The sequence below is a fragment of the Tenacibaculum sp. IMCC1 genome (assembly GCF_054906355.1).
In genome coordinates this window covers 1,425,928-1,449,527 of record NZ_CM142818.1, presented here as the reverse complement: position 1 = coordinate 1,449,527, position 23,600 = coordinate 1,425,928, and the positions used below count along the sequence as shown (strand labels likewise).

Genomic DNA, 23,600 nt, shown 5'->3' with positions numbered 1-23,600 from the left:
ATAGAAAAAGATGCATTTTTAATTTACTTTTTCACCATTAATATAGGTTGCTAAAACTTTTGTATTCGGAATTTCTTTTCCGTCGATTTTCACGATGTCTTTGTCTAAAATGATAAAATCAGCTACTTTACCAACTTCTATACTTCCTTTTTCTTTTTCTTCAAAGTTTGCATAAGCATTCCAAATGGTCATTCCTTTTAAAGCATTTTCTCTAGATAAAGAGTTTTCCATTTGATAACCTTTTTCGGGATATCCTTTTAAATCTTTTCTGATGGTTGCTGCGTAAAATGTATATAATGGACTAACATGTTCAATAGGAAAGTCCGTTCCTAAGGCAACTTTTCCGTATTCTTTTAATAAATCATTATAAGCATAAGCGCCTTTAATTCTTTCAGCACCTACACGATTTTCAGCCCAATACATATCAGAAGTGGCATGTGTTGGTTGTATAGATGGAAGTACATTTTTGAATAGATTAAAATCTTTTATGTCTACTATTTGAGCGTGCTCAATACGCCAACGTCTGTCAGTTTTGTTTTTTAATACTTCGTTATAGGTTTTTAACATCACATAATTGGCAGAGTCACCAATTGCATGGGTATTCATTTGATAGTTGGAGGCAGCAATTCTCTTAGCTAATTTTTGTAAGTTCTCATAAGAGTTTACCAAAGCACCATAATGTCCTTTTTTATCAGAATACTCGTCTTTAAGAGCAGCTCCTCGAGAACCTAGAGCTCCGTCAGAATAAACTTTTACTGAACGAACGTTTAATCTATCCGTTTTAATGATGCCATTGTTGAGGTAGTAATCAAGGTTTTTTTGATTGTTAGAAATCATAGCGTATATACGCATTTTTAAATCCCCCGATTTTTGTAAACTATCAATTAACTCAATAACTTCTTTATCTAAACCAGCATCGTCAACGGTAGTTAATCCTAAATCGAAACAGATTTTTTCAGCATCTTTTAATGCTTGAATTTGCTCCTTTTTTGATGGTTTTGGATTGTTAATAAAGTTCATTGCATTGTCAATAAGCACCCCTGTTAGCTTACCGTCTTTTTTTATAAATTCTCCTCCGTCAATTTTTGAGTCAAGAGTTATTCCAGCTAAATCAATAGCAGCTTGATTGACTAACATTGCATGACCATCAATTCTTCGAATAGCAACAGGTGTGTTTGGAAATATACTATCCAATTTTTCTTTGGTAGGAAATTCTTTTACTTCCCAATCATTTTGATCCCAACCACGGCCTGTGATGTAGGTTGTATTCTTTTCTTTTTGGAAATCAATTAATCTTTGTAGTACTTCATCATAACTCTCAGTTCCAACTAAGTCTACTTTCTGTTGTTGTAAACCTAATCCGAAAAAATGACAGTGTGCATCGATAAATCCGGGGTAAACAGGTTTATTTTTAGCATCGATAAGATTAGTTGCTGTGTATTTTTCTTGTATTTCTTTATTGTTTCCTATGGCTATAAATTTTCCATCTTTAATAGCAAAACTTTCAGCGGTGTCAAAATTAGAGTTTACCGTGTATGTATAGGAATTAATAACAATAGTATCTACTTTTTCTTTTTGTTTACAAGAAAGTAGGAAACTAAAAAAGAGCAGAGGGAGTAGTGTTTTTTTCATTAGTGTGTGTAAATTAAATAGGCAATATATAATAACAAAAACTGAAGAGGCACTCTTATAATGGCTATTTTCCTAGATCCAATTGCAGGTTTTTCTCTAAAAACATCCCAAATGTGAATAGGTAAGAAAATTAACATTAATAAAAACATTGCTAAGGCTGCTTGTTTGGTAGTTTGATTAATTAGTAATCCAATACCAATAAGCAGTTCTAATAAACCAGCTATGTAGTTTACAACTAATTTGGGAAGGAAATTAGGAATAAAGCGATTGAAAATCTTAGGTTTCACAATGTGCATAATACCTGCAAAGGCGAAAAATATTCCGAAAATAATTCTTAATGCTAATATTAATATATTCATTAACTGAGTTTATTACTGGATTAATATATAAGATGAAGAGTTTTCTTTTTTATTCTGTTCAGCCTTCTTAGATAAATAGTTGTTAAAAATATTATATAAGGTAATTATAATAAAGGTGATAATTAAATTAAAAATGACTTTTTTTAAAGTAAATTTCTTTTTTCCATAACCTTCTTTGTGTTTTCTTTTAGTTTCAAAGTATTCTTTATTTAATCTAGTGCTCATCTTATACTTTTTAAGGTTTTAAAGCTTCTTCGTTATATAAATATTTATCCATTAAATATACAATACTAGCCATAGAAGCACTTCCTAACTCAAGTTCACGTTTATTTACTTTATCAAATGTATCAGTAGCTGCATGATGATAATCAAAATAGCGTTGTGAATCTGGTCGGTAGCCTACTAAGGTAACATGGTCGTCTTTTAAAGGTCCGATGTCAGCACCGCCACCTCCAGCAGTAATATCATGTAATCCGTAAGGTGCTAAAAGCTTTTTCCAGCTTTGAACTAGTTGCAAGTTTCTTTCATTAGCATCGATAGAGAAACCTCTTGGAGTATGCCCACCGGCATCAGATTCTAAAGCTCCAATATGTAATTCGTTATTTTCCTTTGCTAAACGAGCATATTCAGTAGCGCCACGTAAACCATTTTCCTCATTCATAAAAAAGACAATACGTATGGTGTTTTTAGGTTTAATGTTGTTCTTTTTGAATAAATAAGCAACTTCTAACGATTGTACAATTCCGGTTCCGTCATCGTGTGCGCCTTCCCCTAAATCCCAAGAATCTAAATGTCCTCCAACAACCATAATTTTATTAGGGTATTCACTTCCTTTAATTTCTCCTACGACATTGTGTGAAGGGGCATCAGGTAAGTTCTTGCAACTTTGTTTAAAATAAAACTGTAAGCTAGGGTTTTCTTTTAAATGCTTGCTTAAGTTTTCAGCAGCACGAGAACTAATAGCAGCTGCAGGAATGTATTCTTCTTTTGGAATATCACCGTACCCCATAGAACCTGTGTGTGGATAATCATCAATTCCATTAGTCATAGAGCGAACAATGACTGCTTTTGCTCCAAATTTTCCAACTATGGCAGCTCCTCCATAGCGTTGTCCTACACAACCTCCATAAGCTTGAAAGGTATTAATAAGAGTGTTGTCAAAAGCACCATTGAAAAATACAATTTTACCATTGGCTTTATCACCTAAGTTTTTAGCTTCTTCAATATTTTTTACTTCGATAACTTTTGCTGTAATTCCGTTAGAAGGTGTTGCAATTGAGCCTCCTAAAGCACAAATAGGGACATTTATTTTTTCTCCGTTAAATTCATAATTAGCAACTTCTTTTTCTCCACGAACCCAATGAGGCACCATAATGGGTTGTAGCCAAACAGAATCTAAACCAACTTCTTTCATGAGTTTTTCTCCCCAAATAACTGATTTAGCTGCACCTTCTGAACCAGATAAACGGCTTCCAATATTTTGTGTTAAATCACGTAGCCATTCATATGATTTACCTTGGGTAAGTGCAGTGTTGAATAGTTTTTTTACTTGTGTTGAATCTTGTTTGTAGTTTGCTTCTGTGTAGGTGTTTGAAGCTGTTGTAGGTTGTTTTTGTTCTGTTTTACAAGCAAAAAAAGTAATACTTGTAAGTAATAAAAAAGTTAGTTTTTTCATTTAGGGTATTAGTTTTAACACCCTAAATGTAAGTTATATATTTTAATTTTTAGAACAGTGTATCAAACTTCCAGGTTAAGCCGCCCATTGCTTGAAATCCTTGTACATTAAAGTTGTTGAATCGTTGATAGCTGTTGTTTAAAACATTGTTTAAGCTTAAGAAAACAGAGAACGAATCATCAAAATGATACCCACCATTAAAGTTTACATCAAAATAACTTTTTAAGTCTACTGAAGTAAAGGTCTCAGCAGGTAAAGTGTCATAAACTCTTCCTTTACGATTTCCTACGAAGTATAAGTTAGCACCAGCAAACCATTTATTGGTTTTGTAGGTTCCAAAAACTTCTCCTTTTATTTTAGGCGTGTTCCAAGCTTCTTCTTCATTGGTTAAGGTAAATTTATTAAACTGAGCATTCGCTCCAATAGTAAGATTTTTAATGCCATCAAAGGCAACTTCACCAAAGAAGGTCATTAACTTAATATCATCATAAATTACTTTAAAAGAGTTCCCATATTCATATCCATAGAATGTAAATCCATTAGTTCCAGCAATGTTATCACCCTCCGATTTTGATTGATTCAGTACAAAAAATGGATTATTTTCTATGTCAGCATAACTTACTTTTGCATTATAACTGAATTGATGATTTAGTTTACCTCTAATTCCTCCGAAAGCATCAAACTTTTTATTAGTTTGTCTCATGTCAAGAGTAGGAGACAAATATGGGTTATCATCTGTAAAAGATTGATACATATTTGTGGTTAAATCACCGGAAGCACCAAGAAATACATTTGCTAGTTCTTTAACTATAGGATAAGAAATCTCCACATCAGGGTAGATAAAAAAGTTATTTTCGCTATTCTCTGTATCCATTGAAAAGTAACTTTTTGCTCCTAATTGAATTGCTAAATCTTGTACATTGAATTTGTAAGTAGGATGTACTCCAAGTGTAATGAAGTTATAATCTATCGGAGTAATTGCATCGTATGCGTAAGCATAAGAACCTCCTAAGTAATTAATAGTGGTATTTATATACAAATCGTTTAATTGGCGATGAAAATTATCTAAAGGAAAACGAAATTGTGCATTACCATCAACTAAAAATTCAGCACTTTCAAACGAGTCAGAGAAAAAAGCGATTGACCCATTAGCTTCATCTAAAAAAGAGTCATCTGGTTTTATTTGACCAAATATTTTTATGTGATTGTAACTTTGTGCTTCTTCAATAGCACTTAAAGTAGTTTCTGTAAACGTAATATTTGTAGGTAAACCGTACCAGTTGTATTTGTCTTTTTCAGCACTGATACCTGCTGACCATTGAAAATAACGTTCTTGTTGGGTGTAGTTTATGTTTAGGTCAATATTATAAAAAGTACTGCTTAATTCTGTGTTAGCTACAGGGTCAGATGATAATAGGAACTTTAGATGTGCTGTTAATTCACTATTATAACTTTCATTTCGTCTTACATATGCTTCTAAAAAAGGTGAAAGGACGTTTCCAAATCCAACCGATACATAGTTAGGATATAACTTTTCTCTTTTACCCAAGTCAACTTTTTTCATTGTTCCGCTTTTGGGGATAAAGGTAGAGGCAACAGGGACTGAAAATATTTGATATTCTAAAGCTTTTTTCTGAGTTTCTTTTGTGTGTTCAATTACAGGTTTTTGCTTTATTTTAAAAGCATCAGTAATTTTAGGAACATATGAAGTTACTACATTTACAACTTCGGTTTTTATAATAGTGTCTTTAGCTTTATTAGTGGTGTTTTTTTCTTGTGCATTTGTGTATGCTACTACAAATAAAACAAGTAAACTTAAGTGCTTTTTCATCGATCTAGTCATTTAACTTTCGTTTGTTATTAACAAATTTTAGTTTTGGGTAGTTACTGATTCGTTTGTTTTTGCTTCTTTATTTTTAATGGTACGAAGCTCGTTTTTTGCTTCTTCAATTACATCTTTATACTGTGTAAAGTTTTTGATGATGTTCTCCAAGATATATGTTGCCTGATAAGCATCTTTTAAAGCATAATAGTTTTTAGCCATAATTATATAACTTTTAACTCCCCAGTACTTATATGATGAGTAGTTAGCAATTAAATCTTGTACAGCTTTGGTAGAGGCTTCATATTCTTTGTTTTCATGTAAAAAGAAAGCATTGTAATATAAACACTCTGCTTTTAACTCTCCAGTAGCTTTTTTACTAGCTTCGTTAAAATATTCTTCAGCAGTTAAAAAGTCATTGTTTTTGAAAGAAGAGCGGGCTAAAATGATTTTAGCATCCTCAGCAATATTAGTATCTACCTTTCCTTTGAGTAACACTTTTTCAGCATAAGTAATAGCATTGGTGTAATCACCTTTCTTATAGTATCCTTTCATTAAATTACTTTGAGCAAAAATGATGTTTTGCGGATAGTTAGCTTCTTTTTCTAGTTGTTGGAGCACTACAATACCGTTGCTCCAATCTTCTTTTTGTAAATAAATATTAGCTAACTTGGTTAAAGATTCTTCTGTAAACTCGCTTTTTGTTTGTTTGTTTACATAGGTGTAGTGAGGGATAGCTTTATCAAATAACTTTGTGTTGTTATACGCTTGAGCTAAGTAAAAATGAGCTTTTAAGACATTAATCCCGTTAGGAAATTGTTGTAAGTATTTATTGAATCCTTCAATAGCCTTAGTGTTGTCGTTCTCTAGGAATTTATTTTCAGCAGATTGATAGGTTGCGTTATCTAATTCTGCATTGCTAACATTAGCAAAAGGTATGTTTTTAACCCAAGTAGCATATTCATCTACTTTACCTATATCGATATATACATTTTTAACGTTGGTTACTGCTTGTTTTGCTTCGTTTGAATTAGGATGCTTCGCAACAACTTCTTTATATTTTTCGATAGCTTTTCTGTTGTTGTTGTTGCTATAATATAATAATCCTTGGCGTAATAATACATTTGGAACGTAGTTGCTTTTTGGATGATTCTTTAATAAACGTTCGTAAGTTTTTTGTGCTTTTGAGGCATTATTCATGGTTGTATAGGTTGTTGCTAACTGAAATAAAGCATCGTCTTTTAATTGAGAACCATCATAGTTACTAATTAAAGTTTCAAGGTTTTGAACTTTTACATCGTTTTTACCTAAGAAACCATTACTCATAGCTGTTTGATATTGTGCATAATCAGATCCTACACCGCCTTCTTGAATTACCTTATTATATGCCTTAATAGCATTTGTGTAGCTTTTTGAAGCATAAAAAGAATCTCCTAGGCGATTGGAAGCATCATCGTTTAAATCGTTATCATCAAGATTCTGTTCTAAAAATTGCTGAAAGTATTTTGCAGCATTTGGATAACTTTTTAATTTGAAGTTTGTGTACCCAATTTGGTAATTAAGCATCTTAGCCTCGTTAATATCCTTATCAGTAACAGATAAGAAGTGTTTAAGGGCACTTTGATAATTTCCTAAAGAATATTCGGTTTCAGCCAACCAGTAAGCTGCTTTGTTACTCACAGTAGGGTTCTCTGACTGAGTTGCATTTACAAAGTATGGTTTGGCTTCTGTTATTTTAGTTTCGTTATATAATTGAATTCCCCTGTATAAAGAAACCTCATTAATAATACTTTTACTTTCTGGAGTCTCTGAAGTATTTAAAAAGTCCAAAGCACCTTGATAATCTCGTTGATGCAAGTATGAAGTCACTAACAAATTGCTAATTTCAGCAGCGTATGGAGATGTTGGGTATTTAGCTAAAAAGCCTTTTAAAACATCAGGAACACTTTCATACGGATTTCCTTCTTCGTAACTTAACTTCGCATAATTTAAAGAAGAACTTTGAGTAATTTGAGCATCAAAATCCATTTCACTAGCATTCTTAAAAGCATTTAAAGCTTCTGGTTTTTTATCTAATTCTAAATAACATTCTCCTAAATGGTAGTAAGCATTTTGTGCTACTTTATTATTTCCGTCAATAATTTTATTAAAGTTGCTAATAGCAGTTTCATAATCCTTTTGTTGATAATAAGCATAACCTAAATAATAGTAATCGGTATTTGTCCAACGACCATTTTTTCCTTTGTAGGCTTTTAAAAACGGAATAGCTTTTTCGTATTTTTTAAGGTTGAAATAACTTTCACCAACAATTTTAGAAATTTCAGAAATCTCTTTTTGATCTTTCGTAGTTTTTAGTAATTGTTCTCCAATTTGAATTGATTTATCGAACCTTCCAGCTTTAAAACTAATATCTAATATATAGTAATTTGCTTTTGCTTGGTAAGTAGCATCATTAGCTAGTTGACTTAAATTGTCTTCTGCTTCTCCAAAGTTTTCTTGCTTATAGGCAATGTATCCGTAATAGTAACGAGCGTCGTTACCATAAATAGGGTTTCCTAACAAGGTTTGAAAACGAGATTTAGCATCTTTTAAGTAATTAGAAACTAATAGCGCATAGCCCATTTTATAATTGAGTTCATTTTTTTCTTTTGGACTCAATAGTTTTTCATTTACTTTTTGATACCATTTTAGGGCGTGAGCAGCTTTTCTGTTGGCAAAATAATAATTACCAACATTTAAAAATGCCTTTTCTTTTTTATTGTTGTAAGGGTAGTTTTCAACAAACTGATTAACTCTATAATCAGCATCATCTTGTTGCAATTTTATTGCACACATAGCATCATAATAGTCAGCATCAGCTTTTAAGTTATGATGTTTTTCAGAGTTTAGTGAAACTTCACGAAAAACTTCTTGAGAAGCAGCGTATGCTTTATTATTATACAAGCGCATTGCTTTATGAAAATTGGCATTTACATCAGTATTTATAGCTGATTCTTGCGCTATTACCGCTGTTGTAATGGTTAAAAAAAGAAATAAGTAGCAGCTTTTTTTGAAACAGTTAAATCTCATATTTTTTAGTTATCTAGAAACTATAACGTTAGTTTTTTATTTTTGTTGGGAGACTTTTTATCAAAAGTAAGAAATGTTAGAGAATTACGTTATAAAATTTTAGATTTGTAAAAAACTACACTCCATGGAAAATCCTGTTTTACACCTAGAAAACGCAGATATTTATCAACAAGACAATTTAGTGTTATCAAAAGTAAACTTTACCTTAAATAAAGGTGATTTTTATTATTTAATTGGTAAAACTGGAAGTGGAAAAAGTAGTTTGTTAAAAACCTTGTATGGTGATTTACGTTTGCAACGTGGTTTAGGAAGCATCGTTGATTTTGATTTAAAGAAAATGAAAGAAAAAGATATTCCTTTTTTAAGAAGAAAATTAGGTATCGTTTTTCAGGATTTTAAACTATTAAATGATAGAAACGTATTTGAAAATTTAGAGTTTGTATTAAAGGCAACTGGGTGGAAAGATAAAACTGAAATGAAAGATAAAATTCATGAAGTTTTAGATAAGGTAGGAATGAAGGAAAAGTACTATAAAAAAACTTTTGAATTGTCTGGAGGAGAGCAACAACGCGTAGCAATTGCAAGAGCATTATTAAATAATCCTGAATTAATTTTAGCAGACGAACCTACGGGGAACTTAGATCCAAAAACTTCACTAGAGGTGATGGAGTTATTGAATGAAATTCACCAAAGTGGAAAAACGATTCTTATGGCTACGCACGATTATCAATTGATTGTAAAGTTTAAACAAAAAGTAATTAAATGCGAAGGTGGAGAATTGTTTGAAGTAGTACAGCAAGCAGTTTAATTTTTTATAAAAAAAACAAACCCACTTCAAAAATGAAGTGGGAAAATTGCTATGAAAAACTATGAAAAGAAACACTACTAATGCTTCTCCATAATAAAGACGTTCAGATTAGCAGAATCTTACACCACTATTTGAATTTTAACAAAAAATTATAAAAAAGTCCTGAGTAATGAATTTACTCAGGACTTTTAGATTCTACGTTTTTAACTTCCTAGAAAGTTAAAGTAGTGTTGTTGTTTTTAACAGCTTCAGCAGAAGAAGTTAAAGCAGCTTTTTCTTCCTCGCTTAAGTTAATTTCAACGATTTTTTCAATTCCGTTTTTACCTAATACTACTGGTACACCAATACATAAATCAGATAAACCATATTCTCCCTCTAATAAAGCAGAACAAGGGAATATTTTCTTTTGGTCACAAGCAATTGCTTGTACTAAACCAGATACAGCAGCACCTGGAGCATACCAAGCAGAAGTACCTAATAATCCTGTTAAGGTAGCACCACCAACTTTAGTATCTTGTTTTACTTGCTCTAATCTTTCTTCTGATAAGAATTCAGATACAGGAACAGAGTTACGAGTAGCTAAACGAGTTAACGGTACCATTCCTTTGTCAGAGTGACCACCAATAACCATTCCGTCAACATCAGAAATAGGAGCTTCTAAAGCTTCAGCTAAACGATATTTAAAACGAGCAGAGTCTAATGCTCCACCCATACCAATGATTCTATTTTTAGGTAATCCAGTCGCTTTGTGTACTAAATATGTCATAGTATCCATTGGGTTAGATACTACAATGATAATTGTGTTAGGAGATTGCTCAACTAAGCTAGCAGCTACAGATTTTACAATACCAGCATTGATTCCTAATAACTCATCGCGAGACATTCCTGGTTTACGAGCAATACCTGAAGTAATTACACAGATGTCTGATCCAGCAGTTTTGCTATAATCTCCTGTTGTTCCTGTAATTTTAGTATCAAAACCATTTAAAGAAGCAGTTTGCATTAAGTCCATTGCTTTACCTTCAGCAAAACCTTCTTTAATATCAACTAAAACAACTTCAGAAGCGAAATTTTTAATAGCAATGTACTCAGCACAACTAGCACCTACAGCACCTGCTCCTACAACCGTTACTTTCATTTTATATATGTTTTTTGTAATTAATTATGTTTATAAGTGCGGAATCCGCACAAGATGCACAAAAATAGCGATTTGGCTATGGATATAAAAGAAAAACCCGTTGATATTTCAACGGGTTTGTTCTAGAGTTTATTTTTGGTAAAAATTATCTAAAACTAAAAGCAATACCTGCATTAACAGAGTTATACTCTTGTAAGGTATAACTTCCGAAGATTTTAAAGAAACCTAAACTTAAACGAGCACCTAATGTGGTGTTAAAGCTACCCGTATTAGTCTTTAAAGATAAAGGGTCAGTAACTCTTTCTTCATCTACTGGAATATTATTGAATTCGTATCTAAGAATGTAGGTTCCAAGCATATTTAGTCTGGTATTACCTCCATTATATCCTACACCTCCGTAAATATTAATAACAGGAAAGTTTAAAGATGCGATTGCTTGTACAGTATATGAATTTAGTTTAAATTCTGCAGAAGCATTTTCGGTTGATACATCACCAGAAACATCACCTATTGTATAATCAACATTCATATTGGTGTAGGCAGCTAGTAAAGAAACATGCAATGGTGTTTTATCCATAGGACCAAACCAATTGGTAATTTCTTTTTTTACTCCTATTCCAAACAATCCTCCTTTTACATCATCAGAGCCTACTTTTGGTACATATCTAACCATTGCTTCAAATTTATAAGGAAGTCCTAATCCAATTTGAACAGAAGGAGCTGGTACGGCATTAGCAGGTAGATCATCTTTAACGCCTTCAGGCATTGTAAAGTTAGCTTCAACTTCTTGTCCATTAACGGTTGTTCTATATGTTAATTCTGCAGGAGTTAGGGAATTGCTTCCAGTAACTGTTGGTGTAGTATTTTGGTTATAGGTAGTATTACTAGATAATCCTATTTTTGTTAGATTAAATATTTCATCTTCAGAAGGTACAAAAGAAGCATTAGCACCAATAGTGATATCAAAGCCAAATTTTTTGTGAACTTTAGCAGTATGATACCAGCCATTGTTCATGCTATAAATAAAACCTTTCATAGCAGGATCTAAATAAGCATTTGTTAGTTTGCTAGCGTCTTCTTTTGCTAATAAAATAGTTTCTAATTCCTGAGCTTTAACACTAAAGCTTACCATTAAAGTTAAAAGTGGTAAAAGAATTTTTTTCATAATTATGAGGATGTTGTTTTAAGCGGTAAAAATATAAAATAAAAAAAAGCTCAATAATTTTATTGAGCTTTTTTGTCGTTAAGAAATTGTTTTATGCATCAATATTCGCATATTTTGCATTCTTTTCTATGAAATCTCTACGTGGAGGAACTTCATCACCCATTAGCATAGAGAATATTCTATCAGCTTCAGTTAAGTTGTCAATAGTAACTTGTCGTAGTGTTCTAAACTCAGGATTCATGGTAGTGTCCCATAATTGTTCTGCGTTCATCTCTCCAAGACCCTTATAACGTTGGATAGTTACTGAACCACCCATTTTTTGAGCAATTAAATCACGTTGATTGTCATCCCATGCATACTCGCGTTTTTGCCCTTTTTTAACTAAATATAAAGGAGGAGTAGCAATGTAAATATATCCTTGTTCAACCATTTCACGCATGTAACGGAAGAAGAATGTTAAAATTAAAGTAGCAATGTGGGAACCATCCACATCGGCATCACACATAATAACTACTTTATGGTAACGTAATTTGGTTAAGTTTAATTCACGAGGGTCGTCTTCTGTTCCAATAGTAACTCCTAATGCAGTAAACATGTTTTTGATTTCTTCATTTTCAAAAACTTTATGTTGCATAGCTTTTTCTACATTTAAGATTTTACCTCTTAAAGGAAGAATAGCTTGGAAGTTACGGTCACGACCTTGTTTTGCAGTACCGCCTGCCGAGTCTCCCTCAACAAGGAATATTTCACATTGAGCAGGGTCAGTTTCAGAACAGTCAGATAATTTACCAGGTAAACCACCGATGCTCATTACTGTTTTACGCTGTACCATTTCACGAGCTTTGCGTGCTGCGTGACGTGCTTGTGCAGCTAAAATAACCTTTTGAACAATGGTTTTAGCGTCATTTGGATTTTCCTCTAAATAATCCGTTAACATTTCAGATACCGCTTGTGATACAGCAGCGCTTACTTCACGGTTACCTAATTTTGTTTTTGTTTGACCCTCAAATTGAGGTTCTGCTACTTTTACAGATACAATTGCTGTCAATCCTTCACGGAAGTCATCACCAGCAATTTCGAATTTTACATTTTTAAGTAAACCAGACTCATCAGCATACTTTTTTAATGTGTGCGTTAAACCACGACGGAAACCTGATAGGTGTGTACCACCTTCGTGTGTATTAATGTTATTTACGTATGAGTGTAAATTCTCAGCATACGAATCATTGTACACCATAGCAACTTCTACAGGAATTCCATTCTTTTCACCTTCCATAGAAATTACATCTTGAATAATCTGTGTTCTTGTCCCGTCTAAGAATTTTACAAATTCAGATAAACCTTCCTCAGAATGAAATGTTTCAGAAATATTATTCCCTTCATCATCCTGATTACGTTTGTCAGTTAACGTAATGGTGATACCTTTATTTAAGTATGCCAATTCGCGCATACGTGTAGCTAAGGTATCGTAGTTGTATTCTGTTGTTTGTTGAAATATTGATTTATCTGGCAAGAAGCTAACAATAGTTCCAGTAAAATCTGTATCTCCAATAGTTTTTACAGGGTATAAAGTTTTACCTCTTTCATATTCTTGTTGCCAAATTTTACCTTCTTTATGTACAGTTGCAGTTAAATGATCAGAAAGTGCATTCACACAAGAGACCCCAACACCATGTAGTCCACCAGATACCTTGTATGAATCTTTATCAAATTTACCACCAGCACCAATCTTGGTCATTACAACCTGTAGGGCAGAAACTCCTTCTTTTTTATGAATTCCAACAGGAATACCACGACCATTATCTTTTACTGTAATAGAGTTATCTTCATTAATATCTACTGATATTTCATCACAGTGACCAGCTAAGGCTTCGTCAATAGAGTTATCTACAACCTCATATACTAAATGGTGTAATCCTCGTACTCCAACATCTCCAATATACATGGAAGGACGCATGCGTACGTGCTCCATTCCTTCTAGCGCCTGGATACTATCGGCAGAATAATTATGTTTTTTTTCTTCGCTCATTATAAAGAGAATTAAATTAAAGTCTTTATCATAAAAAAATCGCTCGGGAGCGATTTTTGTTACATTACAAATTTACGATTTTATAAACTTTAAATAAAGTTTTTAAGAGGTTTTTGTGATGTTTTATCAACAATTGCTTAAGAAATAAAAAAGCCCTTAAAACGGCTAAAAACACTTTTAAATTAGAATTTGAAGATAAATGGATAGTTTGGTCTAATCTTTTTTTATAAAAATAGCTTATTTGGCTTTAAAAATGTTTTATAAAAGTAAAGTTATAAAATTGTTTGTTTGGTGTTAAATAAATGAATTTAAATTAGTGTTTAATGGTTTTTTGTTTATGCTTTTGTAAAAAATTAACATTTTTTAAGGTTTTTGTTGTGTTTTTTGTTAATATTGAAGCTAGTATTAATAAATTAAATTTTTTTTAAAATGAAAACCCCCCGAATTTTATTAGGAGCTTTATTGGCTTCTATGTTGTTTATTGGCTGTAACAATTCTGAAGAATTAGTTACTGGTTCAGAAAGTTTGACAGAAGAGCAAATTTCTAGTTTAACAAATAAGAAAGAAGCTACTTTTCAATTTATTGATTTGATGAAGAATCAAAGCTTTAAAGAAAAGACTCTTGAGTTGTTGAATAATCAGCAACCAAGTGTAGCGATGTCTAAAATTTTAAACCAAACTTCTGAGTTTGTAAGTGATGAAGAGTCATATAAAATGTTAATGTCTAAAACCACTATGTTAGAAGGTAAGGCGTCTAAAGAAGCCGCTCCTGAAAAGATAGAGATTTTGGAAGTTTGGATGCACAATGGAGAGAGAATAGAAGATTTTTCTAATGTATTATTTTCTTTTGCTCCTGAAGGAGATGAGAAAACTTGGGAGAGAGTTGAAGCGTATACAATAGATAAAGAAGTTGTTTATCTTGATCCTAAAGAAGCACCAAGTCAAACAGTTATTGTTATTGAAACTGATGGTTTTGAAGCCTTGAAGAGAGAGGTAATTTATATGAATGAGTATCTTCAAGAAAATGGAGTTCAAAACAACAGGTTTTTAAAGTCTTCATTAGATTTAAGTACTAAATCTGTTAGAAATGCTGGATTGGAAACCACGAAGTTAGATAAAATAAGATTAAATGATGATGAAGAACCTTGGATAAGTGGTGCTGCTGAGGTATATGCAATAACATCAGGTATTAAAGATGATAAAAACAATCCTGAAATTAAGGTAATACCTATGTATTATTTAGATCATGATGATACTGATTATTATCCGAATCAAATATTATTGTTTTGGGATGATTATCAATACCAAGCTGCAAATATTCAGTTATTTGAAAAAGATGATAATACAAATTATAAAGACTTAGTTTCTGCTATTGTAAATGGAGTTTTTCAAATTATAGGAGCAGTTTCAACACAACCTTGGGTGAGTGTTTTAGGTCAAGTTGCTGGAGCAATAATTCAAGCGATGCCTGATAGCTGGTATGCCAATAATGATGATTATGTAGATTCGTTTTATACAATTGAAAAAAATAAGAGTTACTATAATTATTATGGGGCTAGAAGAAATGCAAAGGTGAACTTATCTCCTTTTTATGTAGCTCCAAATTAAAAAATAAATTTAAAGGAATAACAAAAACCTCGCCAATAAGCGAGGTTTTCTTTACAACTAAAATTTGAAAAAAAACTAAGAATTTTTCTTAGTAAGCGTCTTCATGCACAGCTTTGATAGCTCTACCAGAAGGTTCGTTTTGGTTTTGAAAACTTTTATCCCAAGCCAGTGCAGTAGGAGTGCTACAAGCAATTGAAGGCACAGACGGAACTGTTAAAGCAGCAGTTTCACTTGGAAAATGCTCTTCAAATATTGAACGATAATAGTATTCTTCTTTAGCTCTTGGTGTTTGTGTAGGAAAGCGATGTGGAGCATTTGCCATCATTTTGTCAGTAATAGCAGCTTCTACAACTTCCTTTAAGGTGTCAATCCAGTTGTAGCCAACTCCGTCAGAAAATTGTTCTTTTTGTCTCCAAGCTACTTCTTTTGGTAAATAGCTCTCAAAAGCTTTACGTAACACCCATTTTTCCATACGTTCACCATTAATCATTTTGTCTTCTGGGTTAATACGCATTGCTACATCCATAAATTCTTTATCTAAAAATGGTACACGACCTTCAATTCCCCAAGCCATTAAGCTTTTATTGGCGCGTAAACAATCGTATTGATACAATTTATCTAATTTTCGTACAGTTTCTTTATGGAATTCTTCTGCATTAGGGGCTTTATGGAAGTATAAATATCCTCCAAAAAGTTCATCAGCACCTTCGCCAGATAAGACCATTTTTATTCCCATAGATTTAATAACACGTGCCATTAAATACATTGGAGTAGAGGCACGAACTGTTGTAATATCGTAAGTTTCCAGGTTGTAAATAACATCTTTTATTGCGTCTAAGCCTTCTTGAATAGTAAAGGTTATTTCATGATGAATAGTATCAATATATTCCGATACTTTTTTAGCTGCAGCTAAATCAGGTGAGCCTTCTAAACCAATAGAAAATGAATGTAATTGCGGATACCAAGCAGCATCTTTATCACCAGATTCTACGCGTTTAGCAGCATATTTTTTTGCAATAGCAGAGGTGATGGAAGAATCCAATCCACCAGAAAGTAATACTCCATAAGGTACATCACTCATTAGTTGCCTATGAACAGCGGCTTCTAAAGCATCGCGAACTTCATCTATGGAGGTCTTATTGTCTTTCACAGCTTCGTATTCCATCCAATCACGAGAATACCATTTTTGTAATCCGTCTTCACGCGTATAATAGTGTCCTGGAGGAAAAATTTCGATTTTGTTACAAACTCCTTCTAGCGCTTTTAACTCAGAGGCCACATAAAAAGTTCCGTGTTTATCCCATCCCATGTATAAAGGGATAATTCCCATATGGTCACGAGCTACTAAATATTCATCTGTAATTGAATCGTACACAGCAAAACCAAAAATCCCGTTTAAATCATCTAAAAACTCAACTCCCTTTTCTTTGTATAAAGCTAAGATAACCTCACAATCAGATTTAGTTAAAAACTCATGTTGTTCCTTAAGTTGTTTTCTTATTTCTTTATGATTATATATTTCTCCATTAGCAGCTAAGACAAATCTACGGTCATGGCTAAATAGAGGTTGTTGTCCAGAGGCAGGATCAACAATTGCTAGTCGCTCATGTGCCATAATTGTTTTTTCATCGCTATAAATTCCACTCCAGTCTGGACCTCTATGGCGAACTTTCTTAGCCATTTCTAATAATTGAGGTCTTAATTTATCTGAAGATTGTTTTAAATCAAACGCACATACAATTCCACACATAATTTTAATTTTATTGTTTATTATAATGCAAATAACTGAATGATGTTTTTATTTTTAAACAATTATGCTTTTTTTGGTTATATATTGTAACTTTAAAAGTTGAAAAACATATTTTAATTAACTTTAATTTGCGTTTTAAGCTATTATTATTCTACTTTTTAATTATTCTTATAACAATTATGAGAGTTTACTTTTATCGAAAAAGAAGGAAGTATAATTTTAACAGTAAAATTAGTGTTTCTTTCCTACGACTAAAATATATTTGCCGCGGTTTTTCTTTATTGTAAAGAAAATTAAAAGGGAATTAGGTGAGAATCCTAAACTGTACCCGCAACTGTAAACTTAGTCTATTAAAATTATAGATACTTGTTATTTCTTACGCCACTGTTTTTACGGGAAGGTAGTAGCAAGATGTTAGTCAGGAGACCTGCCAAAATTTAATTCATTGCTTTTCTTTCGGGTTAAAAGAAGAAGCAGTAAAGAACATTTGAAATATAATGTTTGTATTTTTTTGTTTTCAGAAACTTTAAATTTAATTATAATAATGATACGTAATTATAGTATTGTATTGGTATGTTTAATATCAGTTTTTTTTTCATGTTCAAGTGATTCAACGAAACAAGAACCAACTCCAATTTATGATAATTCTTTTATACTAAGTTATGAGGGGGACAAAACAGTGGTAGGGCACTTAGATGAAAGTCAAGTTTTTACCCCAAATATATATGAGTCTCTAAATAAAAATTCAATATCTTTTACAAACTTTGAAAATAGTTTATTCATAGTGTCTCAAGACGGACCTAATTTTGTTACAAAATTAAACTTAAAAGATCTTGCAGAAGAAGTAACAGTGACTACATCTAAGGTAAGTAGCCCTTCGTACTTGGCCATGTACTCAGAAACTGATGGAGTAATCATTTCTACTGGTGGAAGAGGAAGACGAAGAACATATGATTTATCGTTTTTTAATGTAAGTGAAGGAGTTAAAGATAAAATTGATGGAGTTTCTTCAAAAGTATTGTTTTCAAAATCAGGAGTATTGGTAGATGGAGAAAACATATTGATTGCTGACGATAAAGAGTTGAAAGTATTAAATATCAAAGATAAGTCAATAAAAACCACAGTAATATTTGATGATGTAATTTCAGGAATCTTAAAAGATAAAAACAATAAAATTTGGATAGGAACTGAGAAAAGAGTTGGAGATGCTAAGTTTGTAAGTTTGACAACTGATTATGGTATTGATGAAACGGTTACATTAATAGGAGTGAATTTGTATAAGAATAGTATGCTTTCTGTAAGTGAATCAAGTAGTTATGTTTATTGGTCAGAAGTGTCAACAGGAGTGATTCACCGTTTTAACACAGAAACAAAAAAAGCAGAAGAATTTATTAATCCAACTACAGAAGGAATAATGCTTACAACTGTTATAAGAGAGCATCCTATTACAGAAAAAGTATATGTTTTAGGCGCAGAAGATTTTTTTGATACGGAAAAAAGTATACTTACTATATATAATGAAGATAAATCTGTTTTTAAAACTGTAAAAGGAATAGGTAACTCGCCAATAGATATTTTCTTCTCTAAAGAAGATTTTTCTGTAAATTAAGTATTGTTTATTTATTTTTAATACAAAAAAGTTTGTAAAATCAAAATCACTTTATACATTTGTAGCATAATGATAAAACAACAATTAAATAACTGGTGGTGGAAAACTCATAACTTACGTTAGTGAGACCATCTTGTTATATCTATAATACAACGAAAAGGCTTATCTCATGATAAGCCTTTTTTGTTTTTTACATATTAAATAAAATGAAAAAAATTACCTTTAAAACAATAGCAAAAAAACAATTGGCAGATATGATAACGCCAGTTAGCTTGTATTTAAGAACAAGAGACAAGTATGCGAATAGTTTGCTGTTAGAAAGTTCAGATTATCATAGTAAAGAAAATAGTTATTCGTTTTTGTGTATAGAACCTTTGATAACCATCAAGGCAGAAAATGATGAATTGTTATTGTCGTATCGAAAAGAAGAATTAGAAAGAGAGCCTATTCAAAGAAATTTTTATGAGAAGTTTGATGCGTATAGCAATGTTATTTCGATAAATTGTTCAGAGGAAATAAAATCATTTAATGGATTGTATGGTTATACAACTTTTGATGCGGTTCAATACTTTGAAAAAATTCAGTTAAAATCAAATAAAGCTCCTTCTGAAATTCCAGTATTACAGTATAGCTTTTTCCGATTTATTGTAGCAATCAATCATTTTAAAAATGAAATGATTTTGATAGAAAATATACCAGAAGGAGAAGAATCTCGATTATCAGAAATAGAAAACTTAGTAAACTCTCAATCTTTTGCTAAATATGACTTCGTTTTTGAAGGAGAAGAAACTTCGAATATCACGGATGAGGAATTTAAGCAAAGTGTAACAAAAGCAAAAGAACACTGTAAAAGAGGAGATGTTTTTCAGTTGGTTTTATCACGTCAATTTCAACAAAAATTTAAAGGAGATGAATTTAATGTGTACAGAGCATTACGCTCTATAAATCCTTCTCCATATTTATTCTATTTTGATTATGGAAGTTTTAAGTTAATGGGGTCTTCACCCGAAGCACAAATTAAAATAACAGATGGACAAGCAATTATAAACCCAATTGCAGGAACCTTTAGAAGAACAGGTGATGATGAAAAAGATAGAGAGTTGGCGAAAGAGTTAGCAAATGACCCGAAAGAAAATGCAGAACATGTAATGTTGGTTGATTTAGCGAGAAATGATTTAAGTAAACATGCAACCAATGTAACAGTTGAAACCTACAAAGAGGTTCAATATTTTAGTCATGTAATTCACTTGGTATCAACAGTAACAGGTAAAATTACAGGAAACCCAATAGAAATTGTTGGAGATACATTTCCAGCAGGAACATTAAGTGGAGCACCAAAATACAAAGCCATGGAATTGATAGATACATACGAAAATCAAACCCGTGGATTTTATGGAGGATGTGTTGGTTTTATTGGACTGAACGGAAATGTAAATCAAGCCATAGCAATTCGTTCTTTTGTAAGTAAAAATAATACTTTGTTTTACCAAGCAGGTGCAGGAATTGTAATTAATTCTAAAGAAGAAAACGAACTACAAGAAGTAAATAATAAGTTAGCAGCACTTAAAAAAGCATTGGTGTTAGCAGAAGAAATATAAAATTAGAATTGAGATGTTTGTATTTACATGTAGGGTATACATGTTTTATTATTACTCAAATCTCAATACTCAATACTATAAATATGGAGATATTAATATTAGATAATTACGACTCATTTACCTATAATTTGGTACATTATGTAGAGGATATAACAGGAAAGTTGCCAGATGTGTATCGTAACGATGAAATTTCAGTAGATGAAATTAAAAAATACGATGCTATTATTCTGTCACCAGGACCAGGTATTCCTGATGAAGCAGGTATTTTAAAGGAAACTATAAAAACCTATGCAGGTAAAATTCCAATTTTTGGAGTGTGTTTGGGTTTGCAAGCAATAACGGAAGTTTTTGGGGGCGAGTTAGAAAACCTGAATGATGTATTTCACGGAGTAGCTACTGAAATGAAAGTAACTAAAAATAATGCAATTACCTTTAAAGATATTTCAGAAACTTTTGAAGCTGCACGTTATCACTCTTGGATTGCTTCACACAACAACTTTCCTGAGGAACTAGAAATAACAGCAGTTGATGAAGAAGGAAGTATTATGGCGTTACGTCATAAAGAGTTTGCTATTGAAGCGGTTCAGTTTCATCCAGAAAGCATTCTAACTCCTGATGGGAAAAAAATGATTCAGAATTTTATTGCTTTTGCCGAAAGCCAAAAGCCAAAAGCTTAAAGCTATTGATATGAAAAAAATACTAAACACCCTATTTGAACAAAAACGATTGACCAAGGAACAATCGAAAGAAGTGTTGATAAATATTGCACAAGAAAAATACAATGCTTCACAAATAGCTGCATTCATTACCGTGTTTTTAATGCGACCAGTTTCGGTTGATGAATTATCAGGGTTTAGAGAAGCTTTATTAGAATTAGCGATAAAGGTAGATTTATCAGATTTTAATACGATTGATTTATGCGGAACAGGGGGAGATGGAAAAAATACGTTCAACATTTCAACATTAACCTCATTTATTGTGGCGGGAACAGGACATAAAGTTGCAAAACATGGAAATTATGGTGTGTCTTCTGCATCAGGTTCTTCTAATATGTTAGAGTTTTTAGGATACAATTTCACAAATGATGAGACTACGTTAAAGCGTCAGTTAGAAGAAGCAAATATTTGTTTTTTACACGCACCGTTATTTCATCCGGCGATGAAAGTTGTAGCACCTATTCGAAGAGAATTAGGAGTAAAAACATTTTTTAACATGTTGGGGCCATTGGTAAATCCAAGTCGTCCACAAAATCAATTGGTGGGCGTATTTAATTTAGAGGTTGCCAGAGTGTACAATTATATGTTGCAACAATCTGAAGTAAATTATGGTGTGGTACATGCATTAGATGGGTACGACGAAATATCGTTAACAGGAGATTTTAAATTATTTACAAAAGAGGCAGAGCAACAAGTTTCTCCATCTGATTTAGGACAAAAACAAATTGCTCCATCGGCTATTTTTGGAGGCAATACCGTTAAAGAGGCTGCAGATATATTTGTAGATATTATTAATGGAAAAGGAACAGAAGCTCAAAATAATGTGGTATTAACCAACGCGGCATTTGCCTTAAAAACTTTTAATAAAAATAAGCGTTTTGAAACCGCATTTGAAGAAGCAAAAGATTCGTTATTAGGGTTAAAAGCAAAACAATCGTTAGAAAAATTAGTAAATTAAAATAAAAAAACGTCATTCCGAACGGACACTGAGCGTAGTCGAAGTGGTAGTGAAGGAATCTTTCTGTAAAGAAAATAATTTAGATTACTTCATTTTGTTCGCAATAACAAAAAGAATATAAGATGACTATTTTAGATAAAATAATAGCCTTTAAAAAACAGGAAGTAGCAAAAATAAAAGCTGAAGTAGCTGTTAAAAAATTGGTAGAAAGCCCGAATTTTAAAAGACAACCAATTTCTTTGAAAAAATCATTATTGGAGCCTTATTCAACAGGAATTATAGCAGAGTTTAAACGTCAATCGCCTTCTAAAGGAATTATCAATGACAAAGCAACGATTACTGAAGTAACGAATGGATATTTAGATGCTAATGTAGCAGCACAATCAATCTTAACCGATACTTCTTTTTTTGGAGGTACCATGGCAGATTTGATGGAAGCACGAGTAATTAATCAACAAAAACCCATTTTAAGAAAAGATTTTATTGTTGATGGGTTTCAAATAGTAGAAGCTAAAGCAATTGGTGCTGATGTGGTGTTGTTAATAGCTACTTGTTTGACAGCTGAACAATTGAAGAATTACGGTCAATTAGCAACAGATTTAGGATTAGAAGTCTTATATGAAATCCATACCCAAGAAGACTTAGATAAAATTGGAGATTTGGATAATAAAATTATAGGAATTAACAACAGAAACTTAAAGACGTTTGAAGTTGATTTAGAACACTCAATAAATTTAGCAAGTCAAATTCCAGATACAGTTGTAAAAGTTTCAGAAAGTGGAATTTCAGATCCAAGGATTATAACAGGATTAAAAGAACATGGTTTTCATGGTTTTTTAATAGGGGAAAACTTTATGAAAACAGAAAATCCAGGTCAAGCATGTCAAGAGTTTATCGATCAAATTAGATAATATCAGTTCGAGTGAATTTATGAGGAACGAATAAATTAGTGTCGAGAACAAGTACTTCTCGATACAATTTTCTCACAAAGTCGAAAATTACTCGAAATGACGAAATATAAATAATATGAAACTAAAAGTTTGTGGAATGAAGTTTATAGAAAATATTCAGCAAGTAGCTGAATTACAACCTGATTATTTAGGGTTTATTTTCTATGAAAAATCATCAAGAAATTTTGAAGGCATCATTCCGAAACTACCTAAAGGAATCAAAAAAGTAGGTGTTTTTGTAAATGAGTATTTGGAGATTGTAGTTTCTTTAGTTGAAGAATATCAGCTGGATTTGGTTCAGTTGCATGGAGATGAACCTGTTGAATATATTCAAAAATTAAAGGGGCATTTACCAAAACTAGAAATTATTAAGGTGTTTGGAATCAAAGACAAATTTAATTTTGAGATATTAAAACCTTATGAAGAGGTAATAGATTATTTTTTATTTGATACCAAAGGTAAAGAGCGCGGAGGAAACGGAGTAACTTTTAACTGGCAGGTTTTGAGAGATTACAATTCAACCAAACCTTACTTTTTAAGCGGAGGAATAGGCTTAGAAGAAGTAGGAGAATTACAATCCTTTCTTAAAAGAAAAGAATCACAATACTGCTATGCAATTGATGTGAATAGCAAGTTTGAAACCAAGCCAGGAATAAAATCAGTAGAAAAAATAAAAAAGTTTAAAAAGCTAACGGCTAACAGCTAAAACAAATT

The 23,600-nt window shown here is 32.0% G+C and carries 17 protein-coding genes, 1 pseudogene and 1 riboswitch; of the genes and pseudogenes, 8 read left to right on the top strand and 10 right to left on the bottom strand.

Annotated features, from left to right (window positions below; genetic code table 11):
* Nucleotides 1-18 precede the first annotated feature (18 nt).
* The 6 genes from ACXIHB_RS06745 to ACXIHB_RS06720 are packed head-to-tail and all read right to left on the bottom strand — an operon-like array spanning nucleotide 19 to nucleotide 8,557.
* Nucleotides 19-1,632 carry an amidohydrolase gene (locus ACXIHB_RS06745; RefSeq protein ID WP_462099236.1) on the bottom strand — a complete coding sequence of 538 codons (1,614 nt, stop codon included), beginning with the start codon at nucleotides 1,630-1,632 and terminating at the stop codon, nucleotides 19-21.
* Entirely contained in the window at nucleotides 1,632-1,991 is a 360-nt protein-coding gene (locus tag ACXIHB_RS06740; RefSeq protein WP_047788482.1) for a MauE/DoxX family redox-associated membrane protein, read from the bottom strand. Before ACXIHB_RS06740 ends, ACXIHB_RS06745 begins: the two co-directional genes overlap by 1 nt.
* Nucleotides 1,992-2,003: 12 nt before the next feature.
* Complete coding sequence (locus ACXIHB_RS06735; RefSeq protein WP_047788481.1) at nucleotides 2,004-2,216, bottom strand: hypothetical protein; 213 nt, start codon at nucleotides 2,214-2,216, stop codon at nucleotides 2,004-2,006.
* Between the two features lie 10 nt (nucleotides 2,217-2,226).
* The gene (locus ACXIHB_RS06730) at nucleotides 2,227-3,666 is read right to left on the bottom strand and encodes a M20/M25/M40 family metallo-hydrolase (RefSeq protein WP_462099235.1); all 1,440 of its coding nucleotides are present in this window, start codon (nucleotides 3,664-3,666) and stop codon (nucleotides 2,227-2,229) included.
* 49 nt (nucleotides 3,667-3,715) lie between these two features.
* Nucleotides 3,716-5,497: a TonB-dependent receptor gene (locus ACXIHB_RS06725; protein WP_462099234.1), complete on the bottom strand. Its 1,782-nt coding sequence runs from the start codon at nucleotides 5,495-5,497 to the stop codon at nucleotides 3,716-3,718.
* Between the two features lie 39 nt (nucleotides 5,498-5,536).
* Nucleotides 5,537-8,557, bottom strand: coding sequence for a tetratricopeptide repeat protein (locus ACXIHB_RS06720; protein WP_462099233.1), 3,021 nt, complete (start codon nucleotides 8,555-8,557; stop codon nucleotides 5,537-5,539).
* Between the two features lie 124 nt (nucleotides 8,558-8,681).
* Between ACXIHB_RS06720 and ACXIHB_RS06715 the strand changes: the two are divergent.
* A pseudogene (locus ACXIHB_RS06715) lies at nucleotides 8,682-9,204 on the top strand (cell division ATP-binding protein FtsE); the annotation flags it as partial.
* A gap of 372 nt (nucleotides 9,205-9,576) precedes the next feature.
* Here the strand turns inward: ACXIHB_RS06715 and mdh are convergent.
* The 3 genes from mdh to gyrB form a co-directional block, all read right to left on the bottom strand.
* Complete coding sequence (mdh, locus tag ACXIHB_RS06710; protein WP_073181642.1) at nucleotides 9,577-10,503, bottom strand: malate dehydrogenase; 927 nt, start codon at nucleotides 10,501-10,503, stop codon at nucleotides 9,577-9,579.
* A 145-nt stretch (nucleotides 10,504-10,648) separates the two neighbouring features.
* A complete protein-coding gene (locus tag ACXIHB_RS06705) occupies nucleotides 10,649-11,668 on the bottom strand; it encodes a DUF6588 family protein (protein WP_073181637.1) in 1,020 nt (339 codons plus the stop codon).
* 91 nt (nucleotides 11,669-11,759) lie between these two features.
* Complete coding sequence (gene gyrB, locus ACXIHB_RS06700; protein WP_047788474.1) at nucleotides 11,760-13,697, bottom strand: DNA topoisomerase (ATP-hydrolyzing) subunit B; 1,938 nt, start codon at nucleotides 13,695-13,697, stop codon at nucleotides 11,760-11,762.
* A gap of 429 nt (nucleotides 13,698-14,126) precedes the next feature.
* Here gyrB and ACXIHB_RS06695 point away from each other — a divergent pair, with 429 nt between their 5' ends.
* The gene (locus ACXIHB_RS06695) at nucleotides 14,127-15,305 is read left to right on the top strand and encodes a DUF3103 family protein (protein ID WP_462099232.1); all 1,179 of its coding nucleotides are present in this window, start codon (nucleotides 14,127-14,129) and stop codon (nucleotides 15,303-15,305) included.
* 88 nt (nucleotides 15,306-15,393) lie between these two features.
* Here the strand turns inward: ACXIHB_RS06695 and asnB are convergent, their stop codons facing one another.
* Nucleotides 15,394-17,055: an asparagine synthase B gene (gene asnB / locus ACXIHB_RS06690; protein WP_462099231.1), complete on the bottom strand. Its 1,662-nt coding sequence runs from the start codon at nucleotides 17,053-17,055 to the stop codon at nucleotides 15,394-15,396.
* Nucleotides 17,056-17,306: 251 nt separating this feature from the next.
* Nucleotides 17,307-17,504, top strand: a riboswitch (cobalamin riboswitch).
* Between the two features lie 95 nt (nucleotides 17,505-17,599).
* Here asnB and ACXIHB_RS06685 point away from each other — a divergent pair.
* The 6 genes from ACXIHB_RS06685 (at nucleotide 17,600) to ACXIHB_RS06660 (ending at nucleotide 23,592) form a co-directional block, all read left to right on the top strand.
* Complete coding sequence (locus ACXIHB_RS06685) at nucleotides 17,600-18,664, top strand: hypothetical protein (RefSeq protein ID WP_462099230.1); 1,065 nt, start codon at nucleotides 17,600-17,602, stop codon at nucleotides 18,662-18,664.
* Nucleotides 18,665-18,870: 206 nt separating this feature from the next.
* Nucleotides 18,871-20,262, top strand: coding sequence for an anthranilate synthase component I family protein (locus ACXIHB_RS06680; protein WP_462099229.1), 1,392 nt, complete (start codon nucleotides 18,871-18,873; stop codon nucleotides 20,260-20,262).
* A gap of 83 nt (nucleotides 20,263-20,345) precedes the next feature.
* A complete protein-coding gene (locus ACXIHB_RS06675; RefSeq protein WP_462099228.1) occupies nucleotides 20,346-20,939 on the top strand; it encodes an anthranilate synthase component II in 594 nt (197 codons plus the stop codon).
* A 10-nt stretch (nucleotides 20,940-20,949) separates the two neighbouring features.
* Complete coding sequence (gene trpD, locus ACXIHB_RS06670) at nucleotides 20,950-21,936, top strand: anthranilate phosphoribosyltransferase (RefSeq protein WP_047788671.1); 987 nt, start codon at nucleotides 20,950-20,952, stop codon at nucleotides 21,934-21,936.
* A gap of 122 nt (nucleotides 21,937-22,058) precedes the next feature.
* On the top strand, nucleotides 22,059-22,847 hold the full coding sequence (gene trpC / locus ACXIHB_RS06665) for an indole-3-glycerol phosphate synthase TrpC (RefSeq protein ID WP_047788469.1): 789 nt from the start codon (nucleotides 22,059-22,061) through the stop codon (nucleotides 22,845-22,847).
* Between the two features lie 115 nt (nucleotides 22,848-22,962).
* Nucleotides 22,963-23,592, top strand: a complete 630-nt coding sequence (locus ACXIHB_RS06660; RefSeq protein WP_349264462.1) for a phosphoribosylanthranilate isomerase — start codon at nucleotides 22,963-22,965, stop codon at nucleotides 23,590-23,592.
* The last annotated feature ends 8 nt before the right edge of the window (nucleotides 23,593-23,600 follow it).

Coding starts and splice junctions, on each gene's coding strand:
- ACXIHB_RS06745 (WP_462099236.1), bottom strand. CDS start 1,632: ATGAAAAAAACACTACTCCCTCTGCTCTTTTTTAGTTTCCTACTTTCT.
- ACXIHB_RS06740 (WP_047788482.1), bottom strand. CDS start 1,991: ATGAATATATTAATATTAGCATTAAGAATTATTTTCGGAATATTTTTC.
- ACXIHB_RS06735 (WP_047788481.1), bottom strand. CDS start 2,216: ATGAGCACTAGATTAAATAAAGAATACTTTGAAACTAAAAGAAAACAC.
- ACXIHB_RS06730 (WP_462099235.1), bottom strand. CDS start 3,666: ATGAAAAAACTAACTTTTTTATTACTTACAAGTATTACTTTTTTTGCT.
- ACXIHB_RS06725 (WP_462099234.1), bottom strand. CDS start 5,497: ATGAAAAAGCACTTAAGTTTACTTGTTTTATTTGTAGTAGCATACACA.
- ACXIHB_RS06720 (WP_462099233.1), bottom strand. CDS start 8,557: ATGAGATTTAACTGTTTCAAAAAAAGCTGCTACTTATTTCTTTTTTTA.
- mdh (WP_073181642.1), bottom strand. CDS start 10,503: ATGAAAGTAACGGTTGTAGGAGCAGGTGCTGTAGGTGCTAGTTGTGCT.
- ACXIHB_RS06705 (WP_073181637.1), bottom strand. CDS start 11,668: ATGAAAAAAATTCTTTTACCACTTTTAACTTTAATGGTAAGCTTTAGT.
- gyrB (WP_047788474.1), bottom strand. CDS start 13,697: ATGAGCGAAGAAAAAAAACATAATTATTCTGCCGATAGTATCCAGGCG.
- ACXIHB_RS06695 (WP_462099232.1), top strand. CDS start 14,127: ATGAAAACCCCCCGAATTTTATTAGGAGCTTTATTGGCTTCTATGTTG.
- asnB (WP_462099231.1), bottom strand. CDS start 17,055: ATGTGTGGAATTGTATGTGCGTTTGATTTAAAACAATCTTCAGATAAA.
- ACXIHB_RS06685 (WP_462099230.1), top strand. CDS start 17,600: ATGATACGTAATTATAGTATTGTATTGGTATGTTTAATATCAGTTTTT.
- ACXIHB_RS06680 (WP_462099229.1), top strand. CDS start 18,871: ATGAAAAAAATTACCTTTAAAACAATAGCAAAAAAACAATTGGCAGAT.
- ACXIHB_RS06675 (WP_462099228.1), top strand. CDS start 20,346: ATGGAGATATTAATATTAGATAATTACGACTCATTTACCTATAATTTG.
- trpD (WP_047788671.1), top strand. CDS start 20,950: ATGAAAAAAATACTAAACACCCTATTTGAACAAAAACGATTGACCAAG.
- trpC (WP_047788469.1), top strand. CDS start 22,059: ATGACTATTTTAGATAAAATAATAGCCTTTAAAAAACAGGAAGTAGCA.
- ACXIHB_RS06660 (WP_349264462.1), top strand. CDS start 22,963: ATGAAACTAAAAGTTTGTGGAATGAAGTTTATAGAAAATATTCAGCAA.